Annotated in this window: 18 protein-coding genes; 10 read left to right on the top strand and 8 right to left on the bottom strand. The window is 41.2% G+C overall.

The window, feature by feature from the left end; translation table 11 throughout:
* Positions 1–272: 272 nt before the first annotated feature.
* Positions 273–1,175, top strand: coding sequence for an alpha/beta hydrolase (locus HUW48_RS07010; protein WP_182415000.1), 903 nt, complete (start codon positions 273–275; stop codon positions 1,173–1,175).
* A gap of 26 nt (positions 1,176–1,201) precedes the next feature.
* Here the strand turns inward: HUW48_RS07010 and HUW48_RS07005 are convergent, their stop codons facing one another.
* Positions 1,202–1,951, bottom strand: a complete 750-nt coding sequence (locus HUW48_RS07005; protein ID WP_220463997.1) for a hypothetical protein — start codon at positions 1,949–1,951, stop codon at positions 1,202–1,204.
* A 578-nt stretch (positions 1,952–2,529) separates the two neighbouring features.
* On the opposite strand from HUW48_RS07005, the gene HUW48_RS07000 reads away from it, so the two are divergent.
* Both HUW48_RS07000 and HUW48_RS06995 read left to right on the top strand, forming a co-directional pair.
* On the top strand, positions 2,530–3,876 hold the full coding sequence (locus HUW48_RS07000; protein WP_182414999.1) for a sensor histidine kinase: 1,347 nt from the start codon (positions 2,530–2,532) through the stop codon (positions 3,874–3,876).
* Between the two features lie 11 nt (positions 3,877–3,887).
* Positions 3,888–4,292 carry a response regulator gene (locus HUW48_RS06995; protein WP_182414998.1) on the top strand — a complete coding sequence of 135 codons (405 nt, stop codon included), beginning with the start codon at positions 3,888–3,890 and terminating at the stop codon, positions 4,290–4,292.
* A 93-nt stretch (positions 4,293–4,385) separates the two neighbouring features.
* Here the strand turns inward: HUW48_RS06995 and HUW48_RS06990 are convergent, their stop codons facing one another.
* Both HUW48_RS06990 and HUW48_RS06985 read right to left on the bottom strand, forming a co-directional pair.
* The gene (locus HUW48_RS06990; protein ID WP_246343757.1) at positions 4,386–5,753 is read right to left on the bottom strand and encodes a sensor histidine kinase; all 1,368 of its coding nucleotides are present in this window, start codon (positions 5,751–5,753) and stop codon (positions 4,386–4,388) included.
* Positions 5,743–7,119, bottom strand: a complete 1,377-nt coding sequence (locus HUW48_RS06985) for a sigma-54-dependent transcriptional regulator (protein ID WP_182414997.1) — start codon at positions 7,117–7,119, stop codon at positions 5,743–5,745. The genes HUW48_RS06990 and HUW48_RS06985 overlap by 11 nt, the downstream gene beginning before the upstream one ends.
* Before the next feature lie 554 nt (positions 7,120–7,673).
* Here HUW48_RS06985 and HUW48_RS06980 point away from each other — a divergent pair.
* The 4 genes from HUW48_RS06980 (at position 7,674) to HUW48_RS06965 (ending at position 11,966) form a co-directional block, all read left to right on the top strand.
* Positions 7,674–8,375: an ABC transporter ATP-binding protein gene (locus HUW48_RS06980; RefSeq protein WP_182414996.1), complete on the top strand. Its 702-nt coding sequence runs from the start codon at positions 7,674–7,676 to the stop codon at positions 8,373–8,375.
* Positions 8,356–10,749 carry an ABC transporter permease gene (locus tag HUW48_RS06975; protein WP_182414995.1) on the top strand — a complete coding sequence of 798 codons (2,394 nt, stop codon included), beginning with the start codon at positions 8,356–8,358 and terminating at the stop codon, positions 10,747–10,749. The genes HUW48_RS06980 and HUW48_RS06975 overlap by 20 nt, the downstream gene beginning before the upstream one ends.
* Before the next feature lie 422 nt (positions 10,750–11,171).
* Entirely contained in the window at positions 11,172–11,636 is a 465-nt protein-coding gene (locus HUW48_RS06970) for a hypothetical protein (protein ID WP_182414994.1), read from the top strand.
* A gap of 84 nt (positions 11,637–11,720) precedes the next feature.
* The gene (locus HUW48_RS06965) at positions 11,721–11,966 is read left to right on the top strand and encodes a hypothetical protein (protein ID WP_182414993.1); all 246 of its coding nucleotides are present in this window, start codon (positions 11,721–11,723) and stop codon (positions 11,964–11,966) included.
* Between the two features lie 303 nt (positions 11,967–12,269).
* Here the strand turns inward: HUW48_RS06965 and HUW48_RS06960 are convergent, their stop codons facing one another.
* Both HUW48_RS06960 and HUW48_RS06955 read right to left on the bottom strand, forming a co-directional pair.
* Entirely contained in the window at positions 12,270–12,650 is a 381-nt protein-coding gene (locus tag HUW48_RS06960; RefSeq protein WP_182414992.1) for a hypothetical protein, read from the bottom strand.
* A gap of 257 nt (positions 12,651–12,907) precedes the next feature.
* Positions 12,908–13,537 carry a hypothetical protein gene (locus HUW48_RS06955; RefSeq protein WP_182414991.1) on the bottom strand — a complete coding sequence of 210 codons (630 nt, stop codon included), beginning with the start codon at positions 13,535–13,537 and terminating at the stop codon, positions 12,908–12,910.
* A 296-nt stretch (positions 13,538–13,833) separates the two neighbouring features.
* Between HUW48_RS06955 and HUW48_RS06950 the strand changes: the two genes are divergently transcribed.
* The 3 genes from HUW48_RS06950 to HUW48_RS06940 all read left to right on the top strand — a co-directional run bounded on the left by HUW48_RS06950 (position 13,834) and on the right by HUW48_RS06940 (position 19,005).
* Positions 13,834–15,681 carry a M61 family metallopeptidase gene (locus HUW48_RS06950; RefSeq protein WP_182414990.1) on the top strand — a complete coding sequence of 616 codons (1,848 nt, stop codon included), beginning with the start codon at positions 13,834–13,836 and terminating at the stop codon, positions 15,679–15,681.
* A gap of 181 nt (positions 15,682–15,862) precedes the next feature.
* Entirely contained in the window at positions 15,863–18,175 is a 2,313-nt protein-coding gene (locus HUW48_RS06945; RefSeq protein ID WP_182414989.1) for a TonB-dependent receptor, read from the top strand.
* 74 nt (positions 18,176–18,249) lie between these two features.
* Entirely contained in the window at positions 18,250–19,005 is a 756-nt protein-coding gene (locus HUW48_RS06940; protein WP_182414988.1) for a DUF4249 domain-containing protein, read from the top strand.
* 70 nt (positions 19,006–19,075) lie between these two features.
* Here HUW48_RS06940 and HUW48_RS06935 read toward each other — a convergent pair whose 3' ends face one another.
* From HUW48_RS06935 to HUW48_RS06925, 3 genes are all read right to left on the bottom strand, one after another.
* Positions 19,076–20,557 (bottom strand): glutamate synthase subunit beta, encoded by a 1,482-nt coding sequence (locus HUW48_RS06935; RefSeq protein ID WP_182414987.1) that lies wholly within the window; start codon positions 20,555–20,557, stop codon positions 19,076–19,078.
* On the bottom strand, positions 20,550–25,103 hold the full coding sequence (gene gltB / locus HUW48_RS06930; RefSeq protein ID WP_182414986.1) for a glutamate synthase large subunit: 4,554 nt from the start codon (positions 25,101–25,103) through the stop codon (positions 20,550–20,552). The genes HUW48_RS06935 and gltB overlap by 8 nt, the downstream gene beginning before the upstream one ends.
* A 557-nt stretch (positions 25,104–25,660) precedes the next feature.
* Positions 25,661–26,497 carry a purine-nucleoside phosphorylase gene (locus tag HUW48_RS06925; RefSeq protein WP_182414985.1) on the bottom strand — a complete coding sequence of 279 codons (837 nt, stop codon included), beginning with the start codon at positions 26,495–26,497 and terminating at the stop codon, positions 25,661–25,663.
* Positions 26,498–26,523 lie beyond the last annotated feature (26 nt).

The raw sequence follows: 26,523 nt of genomic DNA, 5'->3' as shown, positions 1-26,523 counted from the left end.
AGACGAGGAAAGGAAGGCTAGCGAGGGCGAGAGAGCCAAACGAGGCCCGCTGGCTATGAGGCAAAACTTGAAATATCAAACAAGTTAGCACCGCCGCCTAGAGACGGGAACCGGCTCCAAAGAACAACATCAAAGTCCGCTATAGAACTACTTCTTACTATTTTGATTAACTCCTTAAAGTAAAGCTGTAAGATCTTTTCTTATCCTATTCTTTTTTGCTATGCTAATTCTTCTAATTCTGTTATCTTCATTCCGAAGTTAAATTTAGTAATATGCCCGTGCGATTCATTTTGGTTCCAATTTTGGTAAGCCTCTTTCTTTCAATTTCCTTTATAATTCCCGGCCAGGCGCAGGAAAAAGGCACTACAATTCCGTTGTGGCCTAAAGGAGCACCTGGTTTCGAAAGTCGCCGGAATGAGCCGGAGCAAGCCAAAGATTGGTGGGTAAAAAATATACATAATCCTTCTGTTACTGTTTTTTTACCGCCCAAAGAAAAAGCAACCGGAGCTGCCGTAGTGATTTGCCCGGGCGGAGGACATCGCGAATTGGTATACAACGCCGAGGGAGTAGAACCAGCTACTTTTCTGAATAATTTGGGAGTAGCCGCCATTGTGTTAAAATATCGTTTAGGCCGCGAAGAAAATTCACCTTATAGCGTCGACAAACATCCCCGGCAAGATGCCGAACGCGCCTTACGGCTGGTTCGGAGTCACGCTAAAGAATGGGGTATTGACCCCAATCGGGTAGGAATGATGGGGTTTTCGGCCGGCGGCGAAGTAGCCAACATGGTAGCTTATGGCCCCGGTACCGGCGACGCGAAAGCCACAGACCCGATTGACCGCCTGAACAGCAAACCAAATTTTTTAGTATTAATTTATCCGGGGCCGGGTTTTATCCCCGCTACTATCGCCAGCGATGCCCCGCCCGCCTTTTTATTAACTGCTAATAACGATCCTTGCTGCTCTGGTTCTACCATCGAAATTTTACAGAAGTACCGGGCGGCAAAAGTACCAGTGGAGGCTCACATTTTAGCCCAAGGCAGTCATGGTTTTAATATGGGCCAACGCTCTAAATTAAATTCGGTAGCTACTTGGCCCCAACGGCTCGCCGATTGGCTCTCTGACACCAATTTACTAGTTCCCGCCGGAAGCCCGCAAGCTAAAAAGCCGGAATAGATTTTAAGAAGATAAAATCTTGGCAATTATCCCGCTTGTCCTAAAAAGTAAAGTATAATTAATAATACAATCAGAAAAACCGTCCATTTAACAACCGTAACTAACTTGGGTTGAGGACCATTAGAAATAACTTTAAGACCTAAGGGAATAAAGGCTACGCAAAGTCCCGTGGTTGCTACAACAGAAGTTGCCGAACTACCTTTTAAAACCCCAATCATTAATAAAGCCATTAACCCAAGAGCAAGGGAGGGAACAATTCGTAAAACTCCAGAAATATACGCACCAATTGCCAGCACTACCCAACCGAAAAGAATAAAAGGAGAAAGCGCGGAAACAATATGGTATGCGCCGTAAGAACTGGCAACGGTCTTGGTAGCTAGTTCTAAATTATTGATGGGAACTAATTGAAAAGCTAAATGATCAATGCCTGCGTGAAAGGTTCGCGCAAAAAGCCCCAGCGAAACCATAATGCCCCCGCTAATTGCCCAATTAGGTTTTCGAAGGCCAATTAACTGAATCAGGGTGAATACGGCTAAGCTCAGTAAGATATTACCCGCCAGAAAAAAACTATACGCCGCAAAAATTAATGTAGGGTACTCTTGGTACGCGGCAAGTTGCTGCGGAAAAAAGAAATGATACGGAAGCCGGAGCAATACTCCCGTAAGCAATAACAGAGGACTAATGATTAAACTGATTCCGCCCACCCAACGGCCAGGAAACCAAAACTTGCTTTCATTATATATTCTGATTTCGGTTAGGCCTGAAGGAGATTCCATCAATATTGGTTGTTTATGTTTATGGCACTCAACTAAATTTCAATAAAGGTACCACAATTAAAAATGCTGCCTTATTTGCCATAAGTGCCATTTAACCTAAAAAGAAATGAAAAAGAATATTCAATATCGAACAACAACTGCCTGATTCCGGACACTAGTTTTTAATAAGACCAAGGAATAACTTGGTGATTTTTAACTTATAAATATTAAAAGTAAATGTTAAAATTTACATTATAAGATTTACCTCTTAGCCTTTTTCAGAATTACTAAAAGCTGCAATTGTAGGACTATTTTAAGTTTATACATTTGCTTTATTTTAACAATTCTGGCTATTGGTTTACTACTTTTTCACTACACAACAACATTAAAATAAAAGCATTCAATCTGCCTAGTTTACGCAAAACACTTAAATCCTCACCAAAAATTTGCTTTTAAATAGATATATCAAACTTAAACTTTCCCTATAAAACCTGTCAATTCTGAAAAAATTAATTAACTTATATATAACCTTTTCTACAGCCTTTTAATATTAATTTAGGGCAGTTTTAAAGACTTGCACCTATATAAATAAGATTTAAATGAGTTATTGGCTGCAGTACAGACAATTTACGGAAGAAAATTTACTAGGCAAGAATAAGCCAGAGATAGAAGATTTGGCTTATTGGCGCGATAAAGTGTTTACGAATGCTTTTGTCTATTTTTTACCTGTAAGTTTGGTAGCCTTAATTCCGGGTGTATGGGTGTCTTTAAAAGAAGGTTTAATATTTTTAGCTTTTGTTGATATTGTAACCGTTCTTTCTTTTGTTCTGATTGCCTTTCACCCGAATCTAAGTTTAGCTATCCGGAAGATTTTAGCCATGGCGATGCTTTATATGCTAGCTGTGATATTGCTTCTATTTTTAGGTTCTTTCGGGCCGGGATTATTGTATTTGTTAACCATTACTATTTTTACGGCCCTTATTTTTCCGGTGTCCGTCGCCTACAAAAGTATTCTCCTTAATCTAATTATCTGCGTTATTTTTGCCCTTATTATTCATTTTAAGCTGCTAAACTCTACTTTAACGCAGCTATATAATACAGAATCCTGGATAGCAGTTTCTTCCAATCTTATTTGTTTAAATGTAGTTTGTGTGGCGCTGTTAGACATGCTGGTTAAAGGTTTACAGAAAACGATAACCCAGGAAGCGTACCTGCAGATGCAATTAAAGGAAGAAAGCATTAAATTGGAGCACCTGGTTGAAACCTTAAAGCACAAGAACCATGAATTAGAACAATTTGCCTTTATCACTTCCCACGACCTCCAAGAACCTTTGCGTACCATTACCACCGTAGTTGCTAATTTGGAACAACAAAATAAAGGTGAAATGGACGAAATGACCTCCATTTACCTCGGCTTTTTATCGCAGTCTGCCGTAAGGATGCGCGCATTAATTACCGGTCTGCTGGAGTACTCTCACCTGGGTAAAAATAAATTATTGGAGAAAGTTGATTGTAATACTATTCTACAAGAATGTTTAACTGATTTAAGCACGTACATTCAGGAAAATCAGGCTACTATTACAAGTAGTTCACTTCCTGAACTGCAGGCCTATGGATTAGAACTTAAATTATTGTTTCAGAACCTCATTAGTAATGCAATAAAATTTCGGCAGAAAAATATTTCTCCGCAGATTAGAATAACTGCCGAACAAGATAACAATTATTGGGTATTTTCGGTTGCTGATAACGGTATTGGCATTGATGCCCGATTCCGGGAGAAAATTTTTGTTATATTTCATCGATTACACCCCCGAACGGCTTACGAAGGTACCGGTATTGGTCTTGCTCATTGCCGGAAAATTGTAGAATTACACAGAGGTAAAATTTGGGTGGAACCTAACCCGGAAGGGGGCAGTATTTTTCGTTTTAAGTTACCTATTTACTAAATACAATAACCATGAGTAGAAAGTTAAACGTTTTGTTAATTGACGATGATGCGACTACTAATTTTTTACATAAACGTACGCTGGACAGAACCCAGTTAACCCGAAATATACAGATAGCCGAAACAGTTCAAGAAGCATTAAACCTTTTAAAAAGTCCGGGCAGAGCAGAACAGGAAAAACCCGAACTTATTTTTTTGGATTTGAACTTACCCGGCCTGACGGGCTGGGATTTTATTGATGAGTACAAAAAGATAGAGTCTGGAAGTAATCCGCCCATTATTATCATTTTGTCGGCATCTGTAAATTACGACGATGAAAAAAAGGCGAATGGAATTGCCGAAGTAGCTGAATTCCGGAGCAAGCCTTTAACGATAGAAATGCTTAATGAAATTATGGACAACTACTTTTCTGCCTGATTCTAGAAAAAGGCAAATAGTATTTGTAACAAAATAATGCGCTTTAAAAAGTATATTACCAATTGGTTGAAGGTTGTTGTTAACCCAAACCAATCAGAATAATAACGAGAAAACCGTTTGTTTGTCTGGTTGGCTGCTTACCCGCAAAGTGCCCCGGTGCAAACGTATAATTTGGCGCGATAAGCTCAAACCAATACCCGAGCCTTCTTTTTTAGTGGTGTAAAAGGGAATAAATATTTTATCAATAATTTCTTCCGGAATGCCGGGTCCGTTATCTTTTACATCAATCCGCACCCGGTTATTTTCCAGGGGATCGTAATAGGCATAAACTTCTACTTTCGGGTTCTCGCAACCAGCACAGGCCTCCATCGCATTTTTTATCAGGTTTATGAGTACCTGGCTAATTAATTCGGCATCAGCAGAAATCTCCATTTCTTCTTTAGGAATATACAAAGCAAATTTTACTTTATGGTACCCCATTTCGGTGCGTAGCAAGGCATCCAGTTGCTCAAATAAGTTTTTTAATTTTACTGGCTTCAGATTTGGTTTTGGTACCCGGGCTAGCTTGCGGTAATCGTGCACAAAATGCAGCAAGCCTTCGCTTCGTTTTTCAATGGTAAGCAAACCCGTTTGCACATCAGTCATTACCTCTTCGTCTACGGTAATGTGCCCCCCGGCCGTTTGCGTAATTAAGTCCTGAGCTACTAAATCGTGGATGCTCGAGGCCAAAGAAACGACCGGCGTAATTGAATTCATAATCTCGTGCGATAACACCCGGATAAGCTTTTGCCAGGCTTCCAGCTCTTGTTCTTCCATTTCGGAGCGAATGTTTTGCAATGAAATTATTTTTAACTGTTCGCCTTGTAATTGCAATTGGGTAGCCCGTAAAGCCAGCAACACCGACCCTTCTTCGCGGTTAAGAGTTACTAATTTACTATCGCCGGTTTCCAAGCTATAAAGAGTAGCCAATAACTCCAGGCTGGTACGTTCCAAAGCCTGAATGTTTTTTAAATACGGTAACCAAAGTAATTCTTTGGCTGCCTTATTTAGTAATTTTACTTCGCCCTCGGCATCAAAAACTAATATTCCAATGTTCATGTGCTCTACAATAGTTTGCAGATACAAATGGTTGGCTTCTTTCTCCGCTTTAATCCGCTGAAAAGCCATAATTACTTCGTTAAACTCGTGGTACAACGATTGAAAGGTGCTGTTTTTACCTTCCGGGGCAAAACGCTGGGTAAAATCAGAATACCGGATGGCCGAGAAAAAACGAGTGAGTTCGCGATTGGTTTGCTCTACGTATTCGAGTAAAAAATAAACCTGAGCCGTAATAAGCAGCAAAAGGCAAAACCCGGAAACATACCAGTGCGGGTAGATTAAAACAAAAGCCAAAAGGCTAATGGTAAAAACCAGTTTTAGTATTTTGAGCAGCAGGCGGACGCGGAAATTATTATAAACCATGCTTCTCGATTCGGCGGTAAAGGGCGGTACGGGTAATGCCTAGCTCGCGGGCAGCGTGCGTGATGTTGCCGGCGTATTTAGCCAGCATTTTTTGCACCATTAATTTTTCGAGCGCATCCAAAGTTAAATCAGCATCTAAGCTAGCTTCGTTTTTAGAAGAATTAGCGGCAAAGCCAAAATCAGAAATCCGTAAAGTTCTTTCGTCGCTCATAATTACAGCGCGTTCAATGGCGTGGTCGAGTTCGCGGATGTTACCCGGCCAGTGGTATTCGGCTAATTTCTTTAATGTTTCCGGTTCTAGTTCCAGAGTAGGTTTCTGGTATTTACGGCGGTAAATATTAAGGAAATGTTCGGCTAGTAATTTTATATCTTCTTTCCGTTCGCGCAAAGGCGGCAATTGAATTTCTACGGTGTTTATCCGGTAAAGCAAATCTTGCCGAAACCGTCCTTGTCCTACCATTTCGTGCAGCGGCATGTTAGTAGCGCTTACCAACCGGATATTAATCGGAATGGATTTATTGGTACCTAGCCGGATTATCTGGCGGCTTTGCAGCGCGGTTAATAATTTTGCCTGTAACGGTAAAGTAAGGTTACCAATTTCGTCGAGAAAAAGCGTTCCTCCGGAGGCGGTTTCAAAGCGCCCGGCCCGCTCTTCTTTGGCATCGGTAAAAGCGCCTTTGGCATGCCCGAATAATTCACTTTCAAACAAAGTTTCGCTTACTGCACCTAAATCAACGTTAATAAACGCCTCGGCACTACGCGGCGATTTACGGTGTAAAGCGCGGGCGGCTAATTCTTTACCCGTTCCATTTTCCCCTAAAATTAAAACGTTAGCATCGGTAGGCCCAACTTTTTCAATGGTCTGGTAAACCTTTTGCATAGCCGGCGACATCCCTATAAATTCGCCGTAGTTTTTTTCAATGGTTTGCGTAATGTGCTGCTGACGCGCCATTAAATGCCGCACCTGGATTTTTGATTTACTCAATTGCGTAGCCGAGAGCAAAGTAGCCAGAAGCTTTTCGTTTTGCCAGGGTTTTAAAACAAAATCGGTAGCACCTTCTTTTAAGGCTTTTACCGCAATTTCTACGTCGCCGTAAGCGGTAATTAAAATAACCACGGCATTGGGGTCGCGCTCTAAAATTTCCTTCAGCCAATCAAACCCCTCTCTACTGGAAGTTGCGCCAATGGAGTAATTCATATCGAGCATGATCACGTCGAAATGCTCGTTTTGCATCAGGTACGGAATACGATTAGGATTAGACTCCGTGCGGACGTACGTAAAATGCTGTTTTAAAAAAATCCGGCCCGCCGTTAGGATATCTTCTTGATCATCTACAATTAAAATTTTCGCGTCGGTTTTAGCCATATGCAGGCGCGTCTGGAAATGAATTAAATTATTTGAATTATACTATTGAAGTTCCTGATTTACTTTTAATGAAGAAAACCTTAGAACTTACAGGTTCTTTATCCGGCAAAATTAATTTTGTTTTGCCATTTAAAAATGGGTAAGGTCAGTACTTTTAATTAAACCCGGCTTTTAGCCCGGAGCAGGCGAATGCACAACTAAAATGCCATGCTTGGTACCTAATAACCATATTACTAGTTATCAAGTTATTACCATTCTCTTTCCAGCCAAATTTAGTAAAATAATAATGTAAGTGTTCGATTTCAGGCAATATATGTTCGGTTTCGTACACTAAACTTCTTGTACTACTCTCCTAATCATAGCAAATACTTATCTATCAGCTATTTACTAAACATGGCATTCTTATTGGGTTGCCTGCAACCAAGATAAAAACAAGTAAATTATTAAAATAAGGAAAGAATAAGCCTTAGTGAAACGGATTGCTAATGTTTTTAATAAATTGTGCTAGCGAATTAATTACTTTTTAGCAATGGCAAATACCTTAGATTGAGTACATGATTAAAACTGTTAATCTGCAGAAGAAATACACCACCGATGAAGTTGAAACAACAGCTTTGCACCGGGTTAACCTGGAAATTAAGGATGGAGAATTTGTAGCTATAATGGGACCTTCGGGGTGCGGAAAATCTACCCTCCTGAATATTTTAGGCTTGTTAGATAATCCCACGTACGGCGAGCTTTATTTTCAGGGGCAGAATGTAGCCAATTACAGCGAAAAACAACGGGCCGATTTACGAAAAACGAATATTGGTTTTGTATTCCAAAGCTTTAACTTAATTGAGGAATTAACGGTGTTCGAAAATATTGAACTACCGCTTATTTACCAGAAGCTTTCCTCAGCAGAAATTAGAAACCGGGTAACAACCACCATGGAAAAACTCCAGATAGCGCATCGGCACCATCATTTTCCGCAGCAATTATCTGGCGGTCAGCAACAGCGGGTAGCTATTGCCCGGGCTATTATTTGTTCGCCGCCGCTTATTTTAGCCGATGAACCTACGGGTAATTTAGATTCGGCTACGAGCCAGGAAGTAATGAACTTGCTCGCTGAGTTAAATGAAGCTGGAACTACCATTATTATGGTAACCCACTCGCCTACCGATGCCGAATATAGCCGCCGGATTATTCGGTTGTTCGATGGTAAAGTAAGAACAGAGAATACCCAAAAACCTGCCTATGCTAAAGAACTACTTTAAGATAGCCTGGCGTAATTTATTACGCAATAAAGCTTATTCGGCCATAAACATAGCGGGTTTAGCTACGGGCATTTCGGCTTGTATTCTCATTTTTTTCTATGTGAAAGATGAGCTTACCTACGAGCAACATTTTGATAAATACGATCGCATTTTCCGGGTAGTAACGGATATTAACTTGCAAGGCCAGCAAGATAAATTTGCCCGTTCGCCGGCACCTTTGGCGGCAGCCATGCAAAAAGATTACCCCGAAATACAAAAAGTAGCCCGGTTATTACCCATTGGTAAACAAACCGTTTGGCTTGAAGATAAGGCCTACAACGAAGAAGACCTTTTTTTTGCCGACAGTACGTTCTTTGACATATTTTCTTACGAATTTTTGGTCGGTAATCCGCAAACAGCGCTGCAAAACGCGCAAACAGTGGTGGTTTCCGATAGGCTAGCCGAAAAATACTTTGGTGCTATAGAAGATGCGGTAGGCCAGGTTCTACAATTTAGTAATAATGCTTACGTAGTTACCGGCGTTTTTAAAGACGACCAACATTCGCATATTAAAGCTAATTTATTTTTATCGGAGCGCACTTTAAAATACCACGCGGCAGATTCGGCTAATTACAGTTGGTTTGCCATGAATTGGTTTACTTATATTCTGCTTTCTGAACCGGATCAGGCAAGTTCTTTTCAGCAAAAACTCGATCGTTTGTATAATCAGGAAGTAGCGCCCTGGTCCGAAAAATATAATGTGAGTGCCCGGTTAAAGTTTTCTCTTCAACCTATTTCAGTAATTCATTTAACCTCCGATCGCACCTATGATATTTCGCCGGCCGGTAATAAATCGTACGTGTACATTTTTGGGTTAGTAGCCGTTTTTATTTTACTAATTGCCTGTATTAACTACATGAACCTGGCTACGGCCCGTTCGTCGAAGCGGGCCCGGGAGGTAGGATTACGCAAAGTAGTAGGTGCCCATCGATCGCAATTGGTATGGCAGTTTGTGGGGGAATCAATTTTAATTACCTTAATGGCCATACTACTGGCAGTAGCTTCGGTAGAAATAATGCTGCCTTACTTTAATGCCTTAACCGGTAAAAATTTTACTCACGCATCTTTTACCGATGCTTCTTTTATTGGCACGCTGGCTTTAATTGTGTTATTTGTTGGAATAATTGCCGGTAGCTACCCCGCTTTCTTTTTATCTAAATTTAAACCGGCCGAAGTTTTAAAATCGGATAAAAATCCGCGCAGCAACTCTTTTTTCCGCAAAGGATTGGTAGTGGTGCAGTTTACTATTTCTTTGATTTTAATCAGCGGCACGCTCATTGTGTACCGGCAAATGCAATTTCTAAAAAATTCTGGACTAGGTTTTCACAAAGAACAACTACTGGTAATTGAAGTGCCACTCGGCGATTCAACATTAACCAATCGCTTACCCGAAGTAAAAGCAAAATTATTAAAACAGCCTCAGGTCGAGAAAGTATCTACGAGCATCCAAATTCCGGGCGAGCGCACTTCGCGGGTGTTGGTGCAAACCAAAGAAAAGGACCGGATAGTGGAAAAAACCATGGCCGCTATGTTCGTGGATTATGACTTTTTAGATTTAATGGGGATTAAGCTGGTAAAAGGGCGTAATTTTTCAAAAAATCATTCTTCCGATCAAAAAGCAGCTTATTTAATTAACGAAGCAGCCGCCCGAGAGTTAGGTTGGAAAAACCCGCTTGGCAAAAAGCTGGTGATGGGCGATTATGACTCTAGCATGGTAGTAGGCATAGTGAAAGATTTTCATTACACCTCTTTGCATCATAAAATTGAACCTTTGATTATAGCTTTAGCCCCTACTCCACCGGCCTATTTATTAGTTCGCTTAAAACCAGAGCATTTGCCGCGAACTATCCGGAATGTAGAAGCCATTTGGAAGACCTTTGACCCTAAGCACCCCATGGAGTATTACTTTCTGGACGACAACTTTGCCAAGCAATACCGTTCCGAAGAAAAAATGCTGACCGTTTTTGGCTATTTCGCTGGATTAACCATTTTAATTGCCTGCCTGGGTTTATTTGGCCTGACGTCCTTCACCGCCGAGCAACGCACCAAAGAAATTGGTATTCGCAAGGTTTTAGGCAGTTCCGTTACCGATATTATTATTCTGTTATCCAAAGATTTTGCTTTACTCGTTTTAATCGCCATTATATTGGCTTGCCCGGTTGCCTGGTACGGTATGCATTATTGGCTTCAGGATTTTGCCTACCAATTACCGATACAATGGTGGGTATTTGTAGTTGCCGGAGTGGCAGCTTTAGTAATTGCAATGCTTACGGTTAGTTTTCAGGCCGCAAAAGCGGCTTGGTTAAACCCGGTAAAAGCCTTGCGCTCGGAATAAATTACGTGATTTGATTACCCGGAATGTTTGCAGCTAACCGGGTTAAACATAAAGATTGTTTGTTTTTGTTAAGAAACCCCACCGATTTGCACAAGCCTTCTGGGCTTGTGTAATCACCGGGAAAATGTAGATACCCTCCAAGTTGAGGGCTTTTTTTTGCCCGAAAATAAAGGATTTCTTAACTTCTTTACGGATGCTTTAAACTTTTCAGACATAAAATAACTAAATTTTGTTACTAAATAGGATTTTTGATTTACTTTTTAAGTAACAAAACCTGCTTTCTATATTATTAATATGGTTTTTAAAATTTTTAGTACCTAAAATACCATGTTACCTTTTAACCTCTATTTTCCTTTTTTTCGAGCCATTGTCGTAGTAAGTTTATAACGTCAAAATAAATAATACCGGAACATTCTAAGATAATGTTGGAAGTAATAGAAAAATCTTTAGTTGGCCTTTACCACAAACATAAAGGAAATCATACCGAGATGGTAGATATTTCTCAGTTTGTGAAGTCGCTAGGTTTATCTACTCCAAATTTGCCGACTGAGGTAAAACCTAATAATGGTAACACTCGGGCAACTTCTTTACCTATCCGGAAAAACAGCGAATTGACTGCTACTCGTCCGCAGGTAACTGTTTCGGCCGAAATGATAGGTTTAAGCTTAAAGGTATTAGCATTTTTGAAAATTTCAAAAAACGAGTATTTCGATTTGGAAACCATTCCTGTTTTACAAGCAAGAGATTGGCAACAATTAGGAGACTTAGTTTATTATTTACTAAATAAAAAGTTGGTAGTTATAAAAGGGATAGACGCAAAAGTTTATGCCCAAATTACACCGTTTGGCTTGCAGTATTTGCATGCCTGCGAAGCAACCGCCTGTTAGGTAATACTTTCCGGAGTATGCCACAGGAGTTACAGTGATTGGATGTGCATGAATTTCTTTTGGACCCAATGAATAAAAATGAGCATGCCATTCTCAAAAGTTCGCTTTTTATTACTGGCGTTTATGCTTTTACTAAATGCGAACGGATTAGAAAACAGTTTTAATCCGGAGGTTCAAAACCAGCCTCTTTTACAAAAGCTGAATAAAACAGTACCCAATTTAGTTAGTGATAGCTCGTTGGCTCCGCATCCGGAAAAAGAAGTAAAAGTAATAACCTTGGCTAAAACGTTAGCCTTGGCCAATAAAAAACGAAAGATTAGCTCTTATTGAGCTGTTTATTAAAGAATAACAAATTTGCTTGCCGGTTTTAGGCGGTAAATTTCTAAAGAGTTTTAGTAAGTATACTTTATTAGTTGGTTGGTGTTTATCGTAAGGTCGTGTTTTGCACGACCTTACTTTTTCAAGCAAATTTCAGGTAAGTAATATAATGACCCAGAGGTATAACAGAACCTCAAAAACACAAGTAGGAACAGCTTAAAACAAGAAAGCACCGCTAATAACGGTGCTTTTTTATTTATCGTGGTGGCTATCTTAAAATTTTGTTCTTTGATAACCTGAGTATTAAAACAGAAATTATTGATTATTCAATTGCTTAATAAAATCATCAAGTATTTCCTTGCTGTAACCAATGCGGCGGGCATAGTCGAGGCACAAGTTGTATTCTCTGTCTTCAATTTTGCCATCTTGTACCACCATCATTACCAAAGTTTGTAGTTCCATGGTTCTCTGTAAACCATCTTCCGGAATAATAAAACTGAGTAAAGACAGGTTATCGGCAATCGGTCGGGTATCTTCTTCCGATAAGTTTAATCTTCGGCCAATAGTTACCAGAAAATCACTTTCCTGCTTATCTAAATGCCGGTCGGCCACAGCCACTAACACTAGATTCTGAAAAAAGGCAAGCTTTTTTTGTTTTGTATTTAATAATTCGTCGAACGAAGTGCTGGATGCCATATTATGTAAAAATAGATTAGTTTAAGTTTTATTTACCTTAATTGAGTCGATAATGTTTTACAAAATCAAATTGCTTTTACGGTTAGTAAATTAAAATAAATCTGCCGCTTTTCTATAAGTTCAACCAGAGATAAGTAAACAAACAGAATTAACTTAACCTATATAATAGGGATATATTTACTGTAATGAGTTAAAAATTAATAAATTACTCACTAAAAAACCTTGTTTCTACTATCTTGAAACTTGTGTTTCTTTCCTTAAATTTTATCTTTTAACCGCTTAAACCAACTATCTGGTTTTTTCACTTCTTCTTTCTCTTTTTTCCGAAACCAGCCGCCCGATCTATCGTCTTTCTTTTTCCGCCGCTCACGATCGCGACGATCATCTTGGTTCCGGTTAATAATCCCAAAAAGCTTTTTTCTTTCTTTTTTCTCTTTTACTAAAATATACCGGATAGACAAAGCGCCATTTATCGTTCCCCATTCTTCGTGGTTTACATGAAAAGCTGGTTTTAAATCCAAGGAAAGCACAATGGGAACAATAGGTAATTTTAACTCTGCTCCTCCCAGTAAATCGCCGCCGTAAAACCCACCGTGGTCCTTTAAATGGCCTACGTGGGCACCAGCTCCGAGGTAAACATTAAATCCCTGACCTAAAACAGGAAAATGCTGTTCTATTAAACCGGTGGCGCTTACCTCCCGGCCACTCACTAATCCAATGGCTTCCAGGGTAGTTTGTTTATAAATTTTCTGCTGACCAGTAATACCAAAATCGTTACGGCCAATTCGAGCGCCTATGGTTGTGCGGTACTTTTGAGCCTGCGCTGATAAACTAAAAAAAGCAACTAAAGTGAATAGGGCAAAGCAACTTTTATACATATATTTCATAATTATAGCCTTTTCAAATAGACAAAATCCCGGCCAAGTCTGATTCATAACTATTCAAAACCAGCTGTCTACTGTACTTTTTAAACAAAGGCTTTACACCAATTTTAAGAAAGATTCCTGACAAAAGTGTATCTTTATACTTTGCCATAAACTTAAATCTTTAATCGGGCCTTTATTTTTATTATTCGAAATCAGGCTTAAAATAACCAGAACTTAAATTAACTCCGGAGGAATTACCTAGTACGTTTGACCTTTGAAAAAGTAAACTCATTATCGTATCACCTAGTATTTTATTAATGAAGAAATTTTGCTTAGCCATTGCATTTACTTTTTTTACCTTAACCTCGCTTTTAGCTGCTCCTTCTCCTTACCGCTTCACGTTGGATTTGCAAAACGTACAAAACGATAAAGTAAAAGTAACTCTACAAACCCCCAGTATTACTACCTCAGAAGTAGTGTATAACATTCCTAAAATGGTACCCGGTACGTATTCCGTTGATAATTTTGGGCGTTATGTATCCGAGTTTAAAGCTTACACTAAAAATGGGCAACTACTGAAAGTTGAAAAACTAGATGATAATCGCTGGAAAATCAAAAATGCTACTGCTCTAAATAAGCTAACGTATTGGATTGACGATACTTTTCAGGATACAGCAGCCACGCATTCTATTTTTGAACCTACGGGTACCAACATCGAGGCCAACCAAAACTTTTTGATTAACACCCACGGTTTTATGGGTTATTTTGATAACCTGAAGCGGTTATCGTACGAGTTTACCGTGCTTAAACCCCAAAATTTTTACGGTTCAACCGCTTTAAAAACAACTAAAACAAGCTCCGATTCGGATACGTTTGTGGTACCCACTTACATGGAATTAGTGGACTCGCCGCTCATGTACACCGTACCAGATACTACTGTTTTAAATATAGGCGGAGCAGAAGTTTTAGTATCTGTTTATTCGCCGAGTAAAAAAGTAAAAGCTAATTTTATAGGTGCTACCATTCGCTCGACCCTGGAAGCTCAAAAAAATTACTTAGGAGGTACATTACCGGTACCCCGCTATGCTTTTCTAATTTATCTTTCGGATAAGCCTAACAAAACCGGGGCATACGGCGCGCTGGAACATTCGTATTCTTCGGTGTACTACATGCCGGAGGCTGATCCGGAGCGGATTGCCCAGCAAATTGTGAGCATAGCGGCCCATGAGTTTTTTCATATTGTAACGCCGCTTAACATTCATGCCGAACAAATCCACGATTTTGATTACAACAATCCGCAAATGTCGGAGCATTTGTGGTTGTACGAAGGGGTAACCGAATACGCCGCTACCCACGTGCAAGTAAATCAGAAGATTCTTACGCCCGAGGTTTATTTAAATAAATTACGCGCTTACATTATTGGAGCCAACCAGTATAACGACACCTTGCCATTTACAGTTATGAGCCAGGGCGCTTTAGATAAATATGCCAGCCAGTACGGAAACGTGTACCAAAAAGGTGCTTTAATTGGTTTAGCTCTGGATATTAAGTTGCGCGAATTGTCAGGTGGAAATTATGGTATGCGCCGGCTTATGCAGGATTTAGCCTTAACCTACGGTAAAAACAAAGCTTTTAAGGATGAAGAACTTTTCGACAAAATTACATCTCTTACTTATCCGGAAATACGGGATTTTTTCCGGAAGTATGTAGAAGGTAGCCAGCCTTTGCCTTACACTGATATTTTTAAAACGGTGGGCGTTGTTTACCAGCCAGTGAGTACCGAAGAGAAAATATCGTTGGGCCGCTTAGAATTAGGTTACGATGGTACCGCTCAGAAACTAACCGTAGAAAACATTTCTGAAACCACTGCTTTTAGTAAAAAAAGTAAATTACAAATCGGTGATCAATTAATAACCTTAAATAACAAAGCACTTACGCCCGAAACTGTTTCGGAAATTTTTAAAACGGAAGTTTACTCCAAGGCACCCGGCGAGGAAATTACATTATTAGTTGGTCGGGCAAATAAACGCGGAAAAATAAAACCTAAAAAGTTAAAAGGGCACCTCCTTAAAATTACCGAAGAAAAGCAAAACGTTTTACAAATTGATCCGGCAGCTAACCCCCAGCAAAAGATACTTCGCGATACTTGGCTATATAGTAATTAAACAAACAATGGTTTCAAATTCATAGTCTAAATTAAGTGTATTCTCCCGAAAGCCTTATTTTAGATTTTCTCATATATTTTACTTAGGTCTCTAAACATCTGACTCTTGAAAGCGTTATGTTTAAACAGGATACTTTTTGTGGATTTTCTGCCCCACATTGAGCTAAATTAGATCCGCACCCATGCGTTTAACCATTTACTTATCTCTGATTTTTACTTTATTTCTTGGTTGTAGCGTATCAATTGTTGCTCAAAATCAATATACTATTAGTGGTACTCTACGGGCCGCTGATACTGGTGAAATTTTAATTGGGGCTTCTGCTTTTATTACCGGCACTACTATTGGGGCAACTACTAATACCCATGGCTTTTATTCCTTTCGGGTAACTCCCGGTACGTATACGGTACAATTCTCGTACGTAGGCTACGAAACCATTACCCGGCAGATTACCCTTTCCCGCAACCTTCGGTTAAACATGAGCCTTCCTCTGGCCGGTAACCAATTGAAGGAAGTGGTAATTGAGGGTGGTAGTTTGCGGGAAAAATTTGCGGGAGCCCAAATGAGCATCGAACAATTAACGGCTCGTGAGGCTAAATTGCTACCTGCTCTTTTTGGCGAAGTAGATATTTTAAAAACCTTACAGTTAAAGCCGGGAGTACAATCGGGAGGCGAAGGCACCTCTGGTTTATACGTTCGCGGTGGTGGTCCCGATCAAAACCTGTTTCTACTCGATGATGCTACTGTTTACAATGCCTCGCATTTGTTTGGCTTTTTTAGCGTGTTTAATTCAGATGCCGTTAGGAGTGTAGATTTGTACAAAGGTGGTTTTCCGGCCCAATTTGGGGGCCGATTATCGTCGGTGGTAGACGTAAAGCTACGCGAGGGAGACACCAAAAAATTTGGGGCTACTGGTGGAATTGGTCTTATTGCCTCGCGCCTGACCTTAGAGGGCCCAATAAAAAAAGGTAAATCCTCGTTTATTGTATCCGGACGCCGTACCTACGCCGATGTGTTTACCCGTATGGCTAACCGCGCCAACAAAGATAAGGAAGACTATAACCCTATTCCGGATTATTACTTTTACGATTTAAATGCTAAAGCTAACTTTAACCTTGGTCCTAAAGATAATTTGTACCTCAGCGGTTACTTAGGTAACGATATTTTTGGCTTTCGGAACAGTGGTTTTAAATTTGATTTTGGCTGGGGCAACAAAGTAGCTTCTCTCCGCTGGAATCACGCTTTTAATTCAAATTTATTTGTCAATACTACACTCAGTACTTCCAGTTACAAATATACCATCACCAATAAGCTCGATATTTTCAGCTTTAATCTGCGCTCCGACATACAGGATTATACCCTTAAAACTGATTTGGATTACTTACCCGGCAATGCGCATAAACTAAAATTGGGGGCACATTATACCTATCATAAATTTCTGGTAGGCCGGTTCCAAGCCGGGGCCGAAGATAATAGTTTTAGTTTAGGTGCTGGGTCGCGTTACCGCGGCGGCGAATACGGAATTTATGTTGCCGATGATTGGCAGCCCACTCCTGCCTGGTCTTTCCAATATGGCGTACGGCTATCTGGTTTCTTAAACCAAGGTACCAGCTTTGCCGCTTTAGAGCCCCGGGCGGCGGTGCGGTATAGCCTTACCGAAAACACGGCTCTAAAAGCCAGTTTCACCAGCATGCGGCAGTACATTCATTTAGTAAGTAACTCCGGTGCTTCCTTGCCTACCGATATCTGGTATCCTTCTAATAGCACCGTTAAACCGCAACGCTCTACCCAAGTAGCTTTAGGATGGAGTCATTTATTTAAAGGCGGTGAATATTTGTTTACGCACGAGTTATACTATAAGTGGATGAAAAACCAGATCGATTTTAAAGATGGCGCCCAGCTTTTTGTTAACGATAATTTAGATAAAGAATTTTTGTTTGGCCGCGGCGATAGTTACGGCAGTGAATTTTATCTGGAGAAAAAAACAGGACGCACCACGGGCTGGCTTGGCTATACTTTATCTTGGTCGAACCGGAAATTTGCTGAAATAAACAATGGTAAGCGCTTTCCTACCCGGGCCGATCGTCGGCATGATATTACTGCGGTCATAATGCACCAATTAGCGAAACGCTGGCAAATTACTGGTACTTGGGTGTATGGCACAGGTAGCGCGTATTCTCTTCCGGTTGGCAGGTTTGGGTTACAAGGTCCACCTGGCGAAGATATTTCCGTGGTACCGGTTTACCTGGGTCGTAATCAATTTCGGCTAGCGGCCTATCACCGGATGGATTTAGGCTTAGTTTACAAATTACGTCCGCGTCGGGGCGAATCTGATTTAACGTTTAGTGTTTACAATGCCTATAACCGCCGAAATCCTTACTTTGTGTATTTCGACGAAATAAAAATTGCAGAAACAGATATTCCCCAGGCCTATAAAGCCAAACAAGTTTCTTTATTCCCGGTAATTCCGTCGGTTACTTATAACTTTAAATTTTAGTGTTTATGCGGATGCTCGGCAGAGAGTGTTTATTACTTTTTTGGGTTTTGCTAGGTCTACTAACAAGCTGTGACTTGGAAAAAGATATAGACATAAATTTACCTACCTACCAAAGCCAGATGGTGGTAGAATGCTATTTGGAACCAGGCCAACCCGCAAGACTCTCGTTAGTTGAAAGCAGTTCTTACTTAGCTAAACCTGACCTTGTTATTATTCAAGATGCGGAAGTTATAATTGCGCGCAACGGTGTGCCCCAAACGTTAACCTATGGAGTAGGCATGGACGAAGTTACCCGGAAATTTTACACCCATACCACCAATGAAGCTATTCAAGCTAATCCAGGCGATGTTTTTACTCTATCGATTACCGATCCTAAAGGTCGAAAGTTAGTAGGCATTACCACTATTTTACCACCAGTGAAAATTGATACGGTAGAATTTAATTTTAATGATAAAGAGCAAGCCTTAGTGCTAACACGATTTAAGGACGATAGTACCACCGAGGATTATTATCAATATTCTGTTCATAGAGATAGTTTATTCCACAAGGCCGAAATAGATTATACTTCTTCCGATGAATTAAACAACGGCCAACCTTTTGTGTTTGGTACTGGTTACGATTTTGATCCGGGCGATTCGTTAATTGTTACTTTACACCATTTTGATAAAGCTTTCTTCGACTTTCATGAATCGGTAGAAGATGCTAAAAATGCTAACGGTAACCCTTTCGCCCAACCGGGTAGTGTAAAATCTACCGTTCAAGGCGGGTTGGGAGTATTTACCAATTTGGCCTACGACCGGAGAAAGCTAGTAGTGCCGCCAAAGAAATAACAAAATCTATATAAATAAGAAAGGCTTTTGGTAAACCCAAAAGCCTTTCTTATTCGACTAAAATTTATGCTTATACTAAGGTGGCCGTATTTAGCATCGAAATGTCGCGGGCTTCTAATTTAGTAGAACCCGTCAGGAAAATATCAACATTACGAGCCGCTTCCCGGCCTTCTGAAATAGCCCATACTACTAAGGATTGTCCCCGACGCATATCGCCTGCGGTAAAAACTTTTGGTACGGAGGTCTGGAAATTATCGGCTGCTTTCACGTTACCACGCTCGTCGAGTTCTACTCCAAGCTCCTGAATCATGCCGTTATGTTGCGGATGCACAAAACCAATTGCTAATAAAGCTAATTCACAAGGAATAACCCGTTCGGTGCCAGGCACTTCCTGAAATTTAGGTTTCTCGCCGGGCGCTGAAGTTACCCAATCCATTTGCGCAATTTTCAGACTTACTAAATTACCGTTCTCGTCACCGACAAACTCTTTAGTAGTTAAAGCCCAATTACGGTCACAACCTTCTTCGTGCGAAGTGGACGTACGTAACTGCATAGGCCAATTCGGCCACGGGGTAGAAGTATCGCGTTCTTGCGGCGGTTTGGCTAATACTTCTATTTGCGTGATAGACTTAGCCCGGTGCCGGTTAGAAGTACCCACGCAGTCCGAGCCGGTATCGCCTCCGCCAATTACCACCACGTTTTTACCCGTTGCCCAGATTTCTTCTTCCGGAGCAATTCCTTTTCCGTTGATTCGTCCGTTTTGCTGGGTTAAGAAATCCATGGCAAAGTGTACCCCTTTCAGGTGGCGGCCAGGAATAGGCAAATCACGCGGAATGGTAGAACCACCGGTTAGGATAATAGCATCAAAAGAGCGCATCACGTCGGGTACTTTAATATTTTCCCCCACGTTGGAGTTTGTTCTAAAAACTACTCCTTCGTCTTCCATTACTTTCAAACGACGGTCTACTACCCATTTTTCTAATTTAAAATCGGGAATACCGTAGCGCAATAAACCACCTATTTTATCGGCCCGTTCGAAAACTGTTACGGAATGACCCGCCCGGTTTAGTTGCTCTGCCGCTGCCAAACCAGCCGGCCCAGAACCAATAACGGCAACTTTTTTACCAGTGCGTACAGGCGGTTCTTTGGCTCGTACATAGCCTCTTTCAAAGGCAACTTCGGCAATATTTTTTTCAATTTCCTCAATGGCTACCGGAGGTTTATTAATACCTAGTACGCAAGCGGCTTCGCAGGGAGCCGGGCAAATACGACCGGTAAATTCCGGGAAATTATTCGTAGAAAATAAAATCTCGGCGGCTAATTCCCAATTCTGCTCGTACACGGCATCGTTAAAATCGGGAATAATATTACCCAACGGACAACCACTATGGCAAAAAGGTACGCCACAATCCATGCAACGCGCGGCTTGCGTTTGTACTTTATCTTCGCCAAAGGGCTCGTACAATTCGTTATAATCGTTTACCCGTAGTTTAGGGTCTCTTTTTTTCGGCAGCTCTCTGCCGTATTCCATAAATCCAGTTGGCTTACCCATTTACTGCTACCTCCATATTTCCTACTTCTACTTCCTGTACTAACTTGCGATTTTGCAGTACCAGTTTGTAGTCGGTTGGCATAACTTTTACAAATTGTTTTACAGTATTTTCCCAGTTACCCAGCAAAGCGGCGGCAACATCGCTACCAGTAAATTGCTGATGGTTAGAAATTAAACGGTGTAATTCATTTAAATCCTCTTCTTCCAAAGGATCAAAGTCTACCATTTCCATGTTACAACGGCCGGCAAATTGTTGGTTCGGATCAAACACGTACGCCACACCACCGCTCATACCAGCGGCAAAGTTACGACCCGTTTCTCCTAATATTACAGCCACCCCGCCCGTCATGTATTCGCAACCGTGATCGCCTACGCCTTCTACAACGGCTTTTACCCCGGAATTACGCACGCAGAAACGCTCACCTGCCTGCCCCCGAATGTACGCTTCGCCGGCAGTAGCACCGTAAAAGGCTACGTTACCCGCAATAATATTTTCGTTGGCTTTAAAACGGGCAGTTTTAGGCGGATATAAAATTAACTGACCACCGGATAAACCTTTGCCGAAGTAATCGTTAGCCTCACCTTCCAATTCAAACCGGATACCAGGTGCTCCAAAAGCACCAAAGCTTTGACCAGCCGAACCATTAAATTTAAAGTGAATCGTATCTGCCGGTAAACCTATCCCTTTATATTTCTTCGAAATTTCGTGCGACAGCATGGTTCCGGTAGCCCGGTCGGTATTGGTAATTCTAAACTCACCTTTAACATTAATCGCATTTTCCAGAGCAGGTTTAGCCGCTTCAATCAGGTCAACATCCAACACTACATCTAGCATGTGTTCTTGTTCTTCCTGCTTATAAATACCTACTTCCGGTCCAACTTGCTCTTTATACAACACGCGGCTCAGGTCAATGGATTTATGCTTCCAGTTAGTAATGTTATCGCGCATTTCCAGCACATCCACCTGACCTATCATCTCATTCACAGTCCGGAAACCTAATTCAGCCATAATCTCGCGTAACTCTTGCGCCAGGAAGTGGAATAAGTTTACAACGTGCTCCGGTTTACCGGTAAATAAAGCGCGTAATTCTTTATTCTGAGTGGCTACACCTACCGGGCACGTATTTAAATGACACTTACGCATCATAATACAACCTTCTGTTATTAAAGCGGCAGTAGCTACGCCCCATTCTTCAGCACCCAGTAAAGCTGCAATTGCCAAATCACGACCCGTTTTCATCTGGCCATCGGCTTGCAATACAATCCGGCTACGCAGTTTATTACGCACTAAAGTTTGATGCGCTTCGGCTACACCTAATTCCCAAGGTAAACCAGCGTGCTTGATAGATGAAATCGGCGAAGCACCGGTACCGCCATCAAAACCAGAAATTAATACCACATCGGAGAAAGCTTTAGCTACCCCAGCAGCAACCGTTCCAACGCCTGCTTCTGAAACCAGCTTCACGTTAATGCGGGCTTTCGGATTCGAATTTTTTAAATCGAAAATCAGCTGAGCTAAATCTTCGATGGAGTAAATATCGTGGTGCGGCGGTGGCGATATTAAACCTACGCCCGGCGTTGAATGCCGAACCCGCCCAATCCAATCATCTACTTTATGTCCGGGTAATTGGCCACCTTCGCCGGGTTTAGCTCCCTGCGCCATTTTAATCTGTAATTCTTCGGCGTTAGTCAAATAATAACTGGTTACACCAAAACGACCAGACGCAACTTGCTTAATTGCCGAACGTTCCCAATCGCCATTAGGCTTACGTTCAAAGCGAATTTCGTCTTCGCCCCCTTCGCCGCAATTGCTCTTACCCCCAATACGGTTCATAGCAATAGCTAAAGTAGTATGAGCTTCGTGCGAGATAGAACCAAAGGACATTGCACCGGTGGCAAAGCGCTTGAATATACTTTCAGCCGATTCTACTTCGCTAATCGGAATAGATTTACCGGTATTTTTAAATTTAACTAAACTCCGCAAAGTAGCAGCTTTCACACCTTGCTCGTTTATCAGATTAGAGTATTTTTTAAATACCTGATAATCGTTGTTTTTAGTAGCGTGCTGCAGTAAATGGATTGTTTGCGGATTAAATAAGTGGAACTCACCACGGCGTTTCCACTGGTAAATACCGCCCACTTCCAATTTTGGATTTGGGATAAATTTCTCCGGATAAGCCAAGCGGTGTTTTACCAGCGCTTCTTTAGCAATTCCTTCCAGACTTAAACCTCCAATGCGGGATACAGTACGAGGAAAATATTTATCAATAACTTCCTGACTAATACCTAAAGCTTCAAATATTTGGGCACCTTGGTACGACTGCAGCGTAGATATACCCATTTTAGAGAAAACCTTCAGCAACCCATCACTAATAGCTTTGATGTAGTTGTAGAACATTTTATCCTGGGTCAAATCTGATTTAATTAAACCATTCGCCCGCATTTGAATAATAGTTTCAAAAGCTAAATACGGGTTCACCGCCGAAGCACCGTAGCTAATAAGGGTGGCGAAATGATGTACCTCCCAGGCATCACCAGCTTCTACTACAATACCAACCTTACCGCGTAAACCTTTGCGCATTAAATGGTGATGCACAGCTGAAGTAGCCAATAAAGTTGGAATCGGGGCATGGCTACTATCCAGGCTACGATCCGATAACAGAATAATGGAAAAACCATCTTCTACGGCATCGGCCGCGTACTGGCAAATCCGTTTCAAAGCTCGTTCCAGCGAATCTGCCTGACCGTCGGCTTTAAAATAAGTATAAATCGTTTTGGTCTGGAAGTACGATTGATCCAGAAAACGAAGTTTTTCTAGTTCGTTATTCGTTAATACGGGCGTATGCAATTCTACCTGACGGCAATGCAAAGGGCTCTCGTCCAACAAGTTTAATCCACCACCCACGTACGATACCAACGACATTACCATTCGTTCCCGGATGGGGTCGATTGGGGGGTTAGTTACCTGGGCAAATAACTGCTTAAAATAACTGGATAAATGCTGGCTTTGATCAGATAAAATTGCCAAAGGAGCATCAGTACCCATAGAGCCGAGCGGTTCTTTGCCCGTTTCGGCCATTTCGCCAATAATGGTTTGCAAATCTTCGGAAGTATACCCAAAAGCCTGCTGGCGTTTTAATAAGGCTTGCTGGCCAGGCTGGTGAAAAGCACCCAGCGGCTCCGGCAAATCCTTAATTTTCATTTTATTTTTCAGCCATTCTTTGTACGGCTGGCGGGTGCAGATATCGCGTTTTAGTTCTTCGTCGGAAATAATACGACCTTGTTCCAAGTCGGCGATGAACATTTTACCGGGCTGCAACCGACCTTTTTTAACTACTTTCGCCGGGTCTACTTCCAGTACACCCGCTTCCGAAGCCATGATTATTTTATCGTCGTTGGTTACTAAATAACGCGACGGACGCAAACCATTACGGTCTAAAGTAGCACCTACAATTTTACCATCGGTGAAAGAAATAGAAGCCGGACCATCCCATGGTTCCATTAAGGCGGCATGGTATTCATAGAAAGCACGTTTGTCCTCGTCCATGTCTTTGTTGCCATCCCAGGCTTCCGGAATAAGCATCATCATTACATGCGGCAGCGAACGGCCAGACAGCACTAATAATTCTACTACGTTATCTAAATTAGCCGAGTCGGACTGCGTTGGATCGCAAATAGGCAGTATCATATCCAGTTCTTCGCGGGTAAAATATTTCGACGAAAGAACTGCCTCATTCGCTCCCATCCAATTAATATTACCTTTTACGGTATTAATCTCACCGTTATGCGCAATATAACGGAATGGTTGAGCCAACCGGAAAGCCGGGAACGTATTGGTAGAGAAACGGGAATGCACTACTGCCAGAGCAGTACATACGTTTTTATGATGCAAATCCGGGAAATACGACCGCACCTGCGAAGTAGTAAACTGGCCTTTGTAGGCAATCGTTTTATAAGATAAACATGCTATATGGAACGCATTATTTACATCGGGCATTTGCACCGATTCGCGAACCAAACGCGTGGTGTAATTGCGCAGAATAAATAATTTGCGTTCGAAGTCTTCGGGCGTAGTTACGTGATCCGGGCGTTTAATAAAAACGTGCTCCATTTCCGGCTCTACCGCTAAAGCACTCGGGCCAATCTCCCCATTGTAAGTAGGTACCTGGCGGTAACCAAGCAACTGCATACCCAACCGCTCAATATTGCGATTAATAATGGCCCGGCATTCTTCGCGCAAGCGTTCATCTTTCGGGAAAAATACCAAACCCACGCCGTACTGGCCAAAAGGCGGCAACTTTATTCCCAACTTTACACATTCATCTACGAAAAACTCATGCGGAATCTGAATTAAAATACCGGCGCCATCGCCCGTATTTTTTTCGCAACCGCAAGCGCCACGGTGCTCCATGCGGGCTAGCATGTGCAGGGCCTCTTCCACAATATCGTGCGATTTTCTTCCTTTTAAATGAGCCACAAAGCCGATACCGCACGAGTCATGCTCGAACTCGGGATCGTACAAACCGGTGTGATTTTGATCAGACATGAAATACCAAATTTAAATATCTTGCAGTAACTAATCTGTTTCTAGTATAAAATCTTTCGTTAATCCTTGGTTCCCTTATAGTTACTAATAAGGCGAATTTTTTGGCTATATAGAATAGGCCTAATATCTGAGTGAAGTTACCTGAACAGTACATTTACGTTATTGGAACCTTAAACTAACAATAAATATACTGAAAGAAAAATTTTAAAATAATTTACTTTGAATAAAAAGGCTAAAAAGTCGAATATTTTTCAGAAATTTTCTAAACAATTTGCAAAATCAGTTAGCAAATTTACTAAAAATTAGATAAATCATTTTTTAAAGGTACGCTTTTTGAATTTTTTTAAAATTTTCAACGGTCTTGTACTTTCCCGAAGAAACTGTAGCATAATTTTCCTTTTAGTGATTGTAATTTAATTAAAGTGACGTTTATTCTATATTATTTAATACAATATAACTTAATTGGCAGTTCAATTGTAAGCCTTAATAAGGAATAAATTATAAACAAAAAAGCGGAAGAGCTCCGCTTTTTTGTTTACACCAGGTTAATTAACCCATTACATCTCTTTTTCTACGGGTGGTCCCTGCATTTTTATTAATTCTTTTATCAGGAAAGTCATACTAGGTTCTGCTTGTGCAGCAGCTTCCAAAATATCTAATAAAATTACTTTTTTAATTCGTCCGGGCACACACATATCCGTAATTACCGAAACAGCAAAACACGGCAATTCCATGTGGCGGGCAGCAATTATTTCCGGTACCGTGGACATTCCTACTGCATCGGCTCCAATTAAACTTAAATAACGATATTCGGCTTTGGTCTCGAGCATGGGACCGGGAACGCTCACGTACACTCCGGTTTTTACGGGCAATCCGTTAACTATTGCAATTTGCCTGGCTTGTTGAATCATAGCGGCATCATACACTTCACTCATGTCCGGAAAACGGGGCCCTAAGGCATCTTTGTTCGTCCCGATAAGTGGATTGGTGGGTTGCAGATTGATATGATCGGTTATTACCATTAAATCGCTGGTATTAAAATCCGGGTTGAGGCCACCGGCAGCATTGGAAACAAACAACTTTTGAATTCCCAACATTTTCATTACCCGAATCGGAAATACCACTTGCTCCATACTATAGCCTTCGTAGTAATGGAAACGCCCTTGCATAACTACTACTGCACGGTCGGCAAGTTGGCCAAAAATTAATTTACCCGAATGACTCTCAACGGTCGAGACCGGGAAATGCGGAATTTCGTCGTACGGAATGCTGTATTGAATATCAATATCGTTAACTAAGGCTCCCAATCCGGTACCTAAAATTATTCCGTAAACCGGCGCAAAACTATTGGTTTGCTGAATCAAGTAATCGGTAGCGTCCTGGAGTTGCTGCATAGTTTGATTTAATGGTGGAAAGTTTG

Source organism: Adhaeribacter radiodurans, from assembly GCF_014075995.1.
GTDB lineage: Bacteria > Bacteroidota > Bacteroidia > Cytophagales > Hymenobacteraceae > Adhaeribacter > Adhaeribacter radiodurans.
Note: the sequence above shows the minus strand (reverse complement) of the source record. Positions and strands in the feature narration are given on the sequence as shown.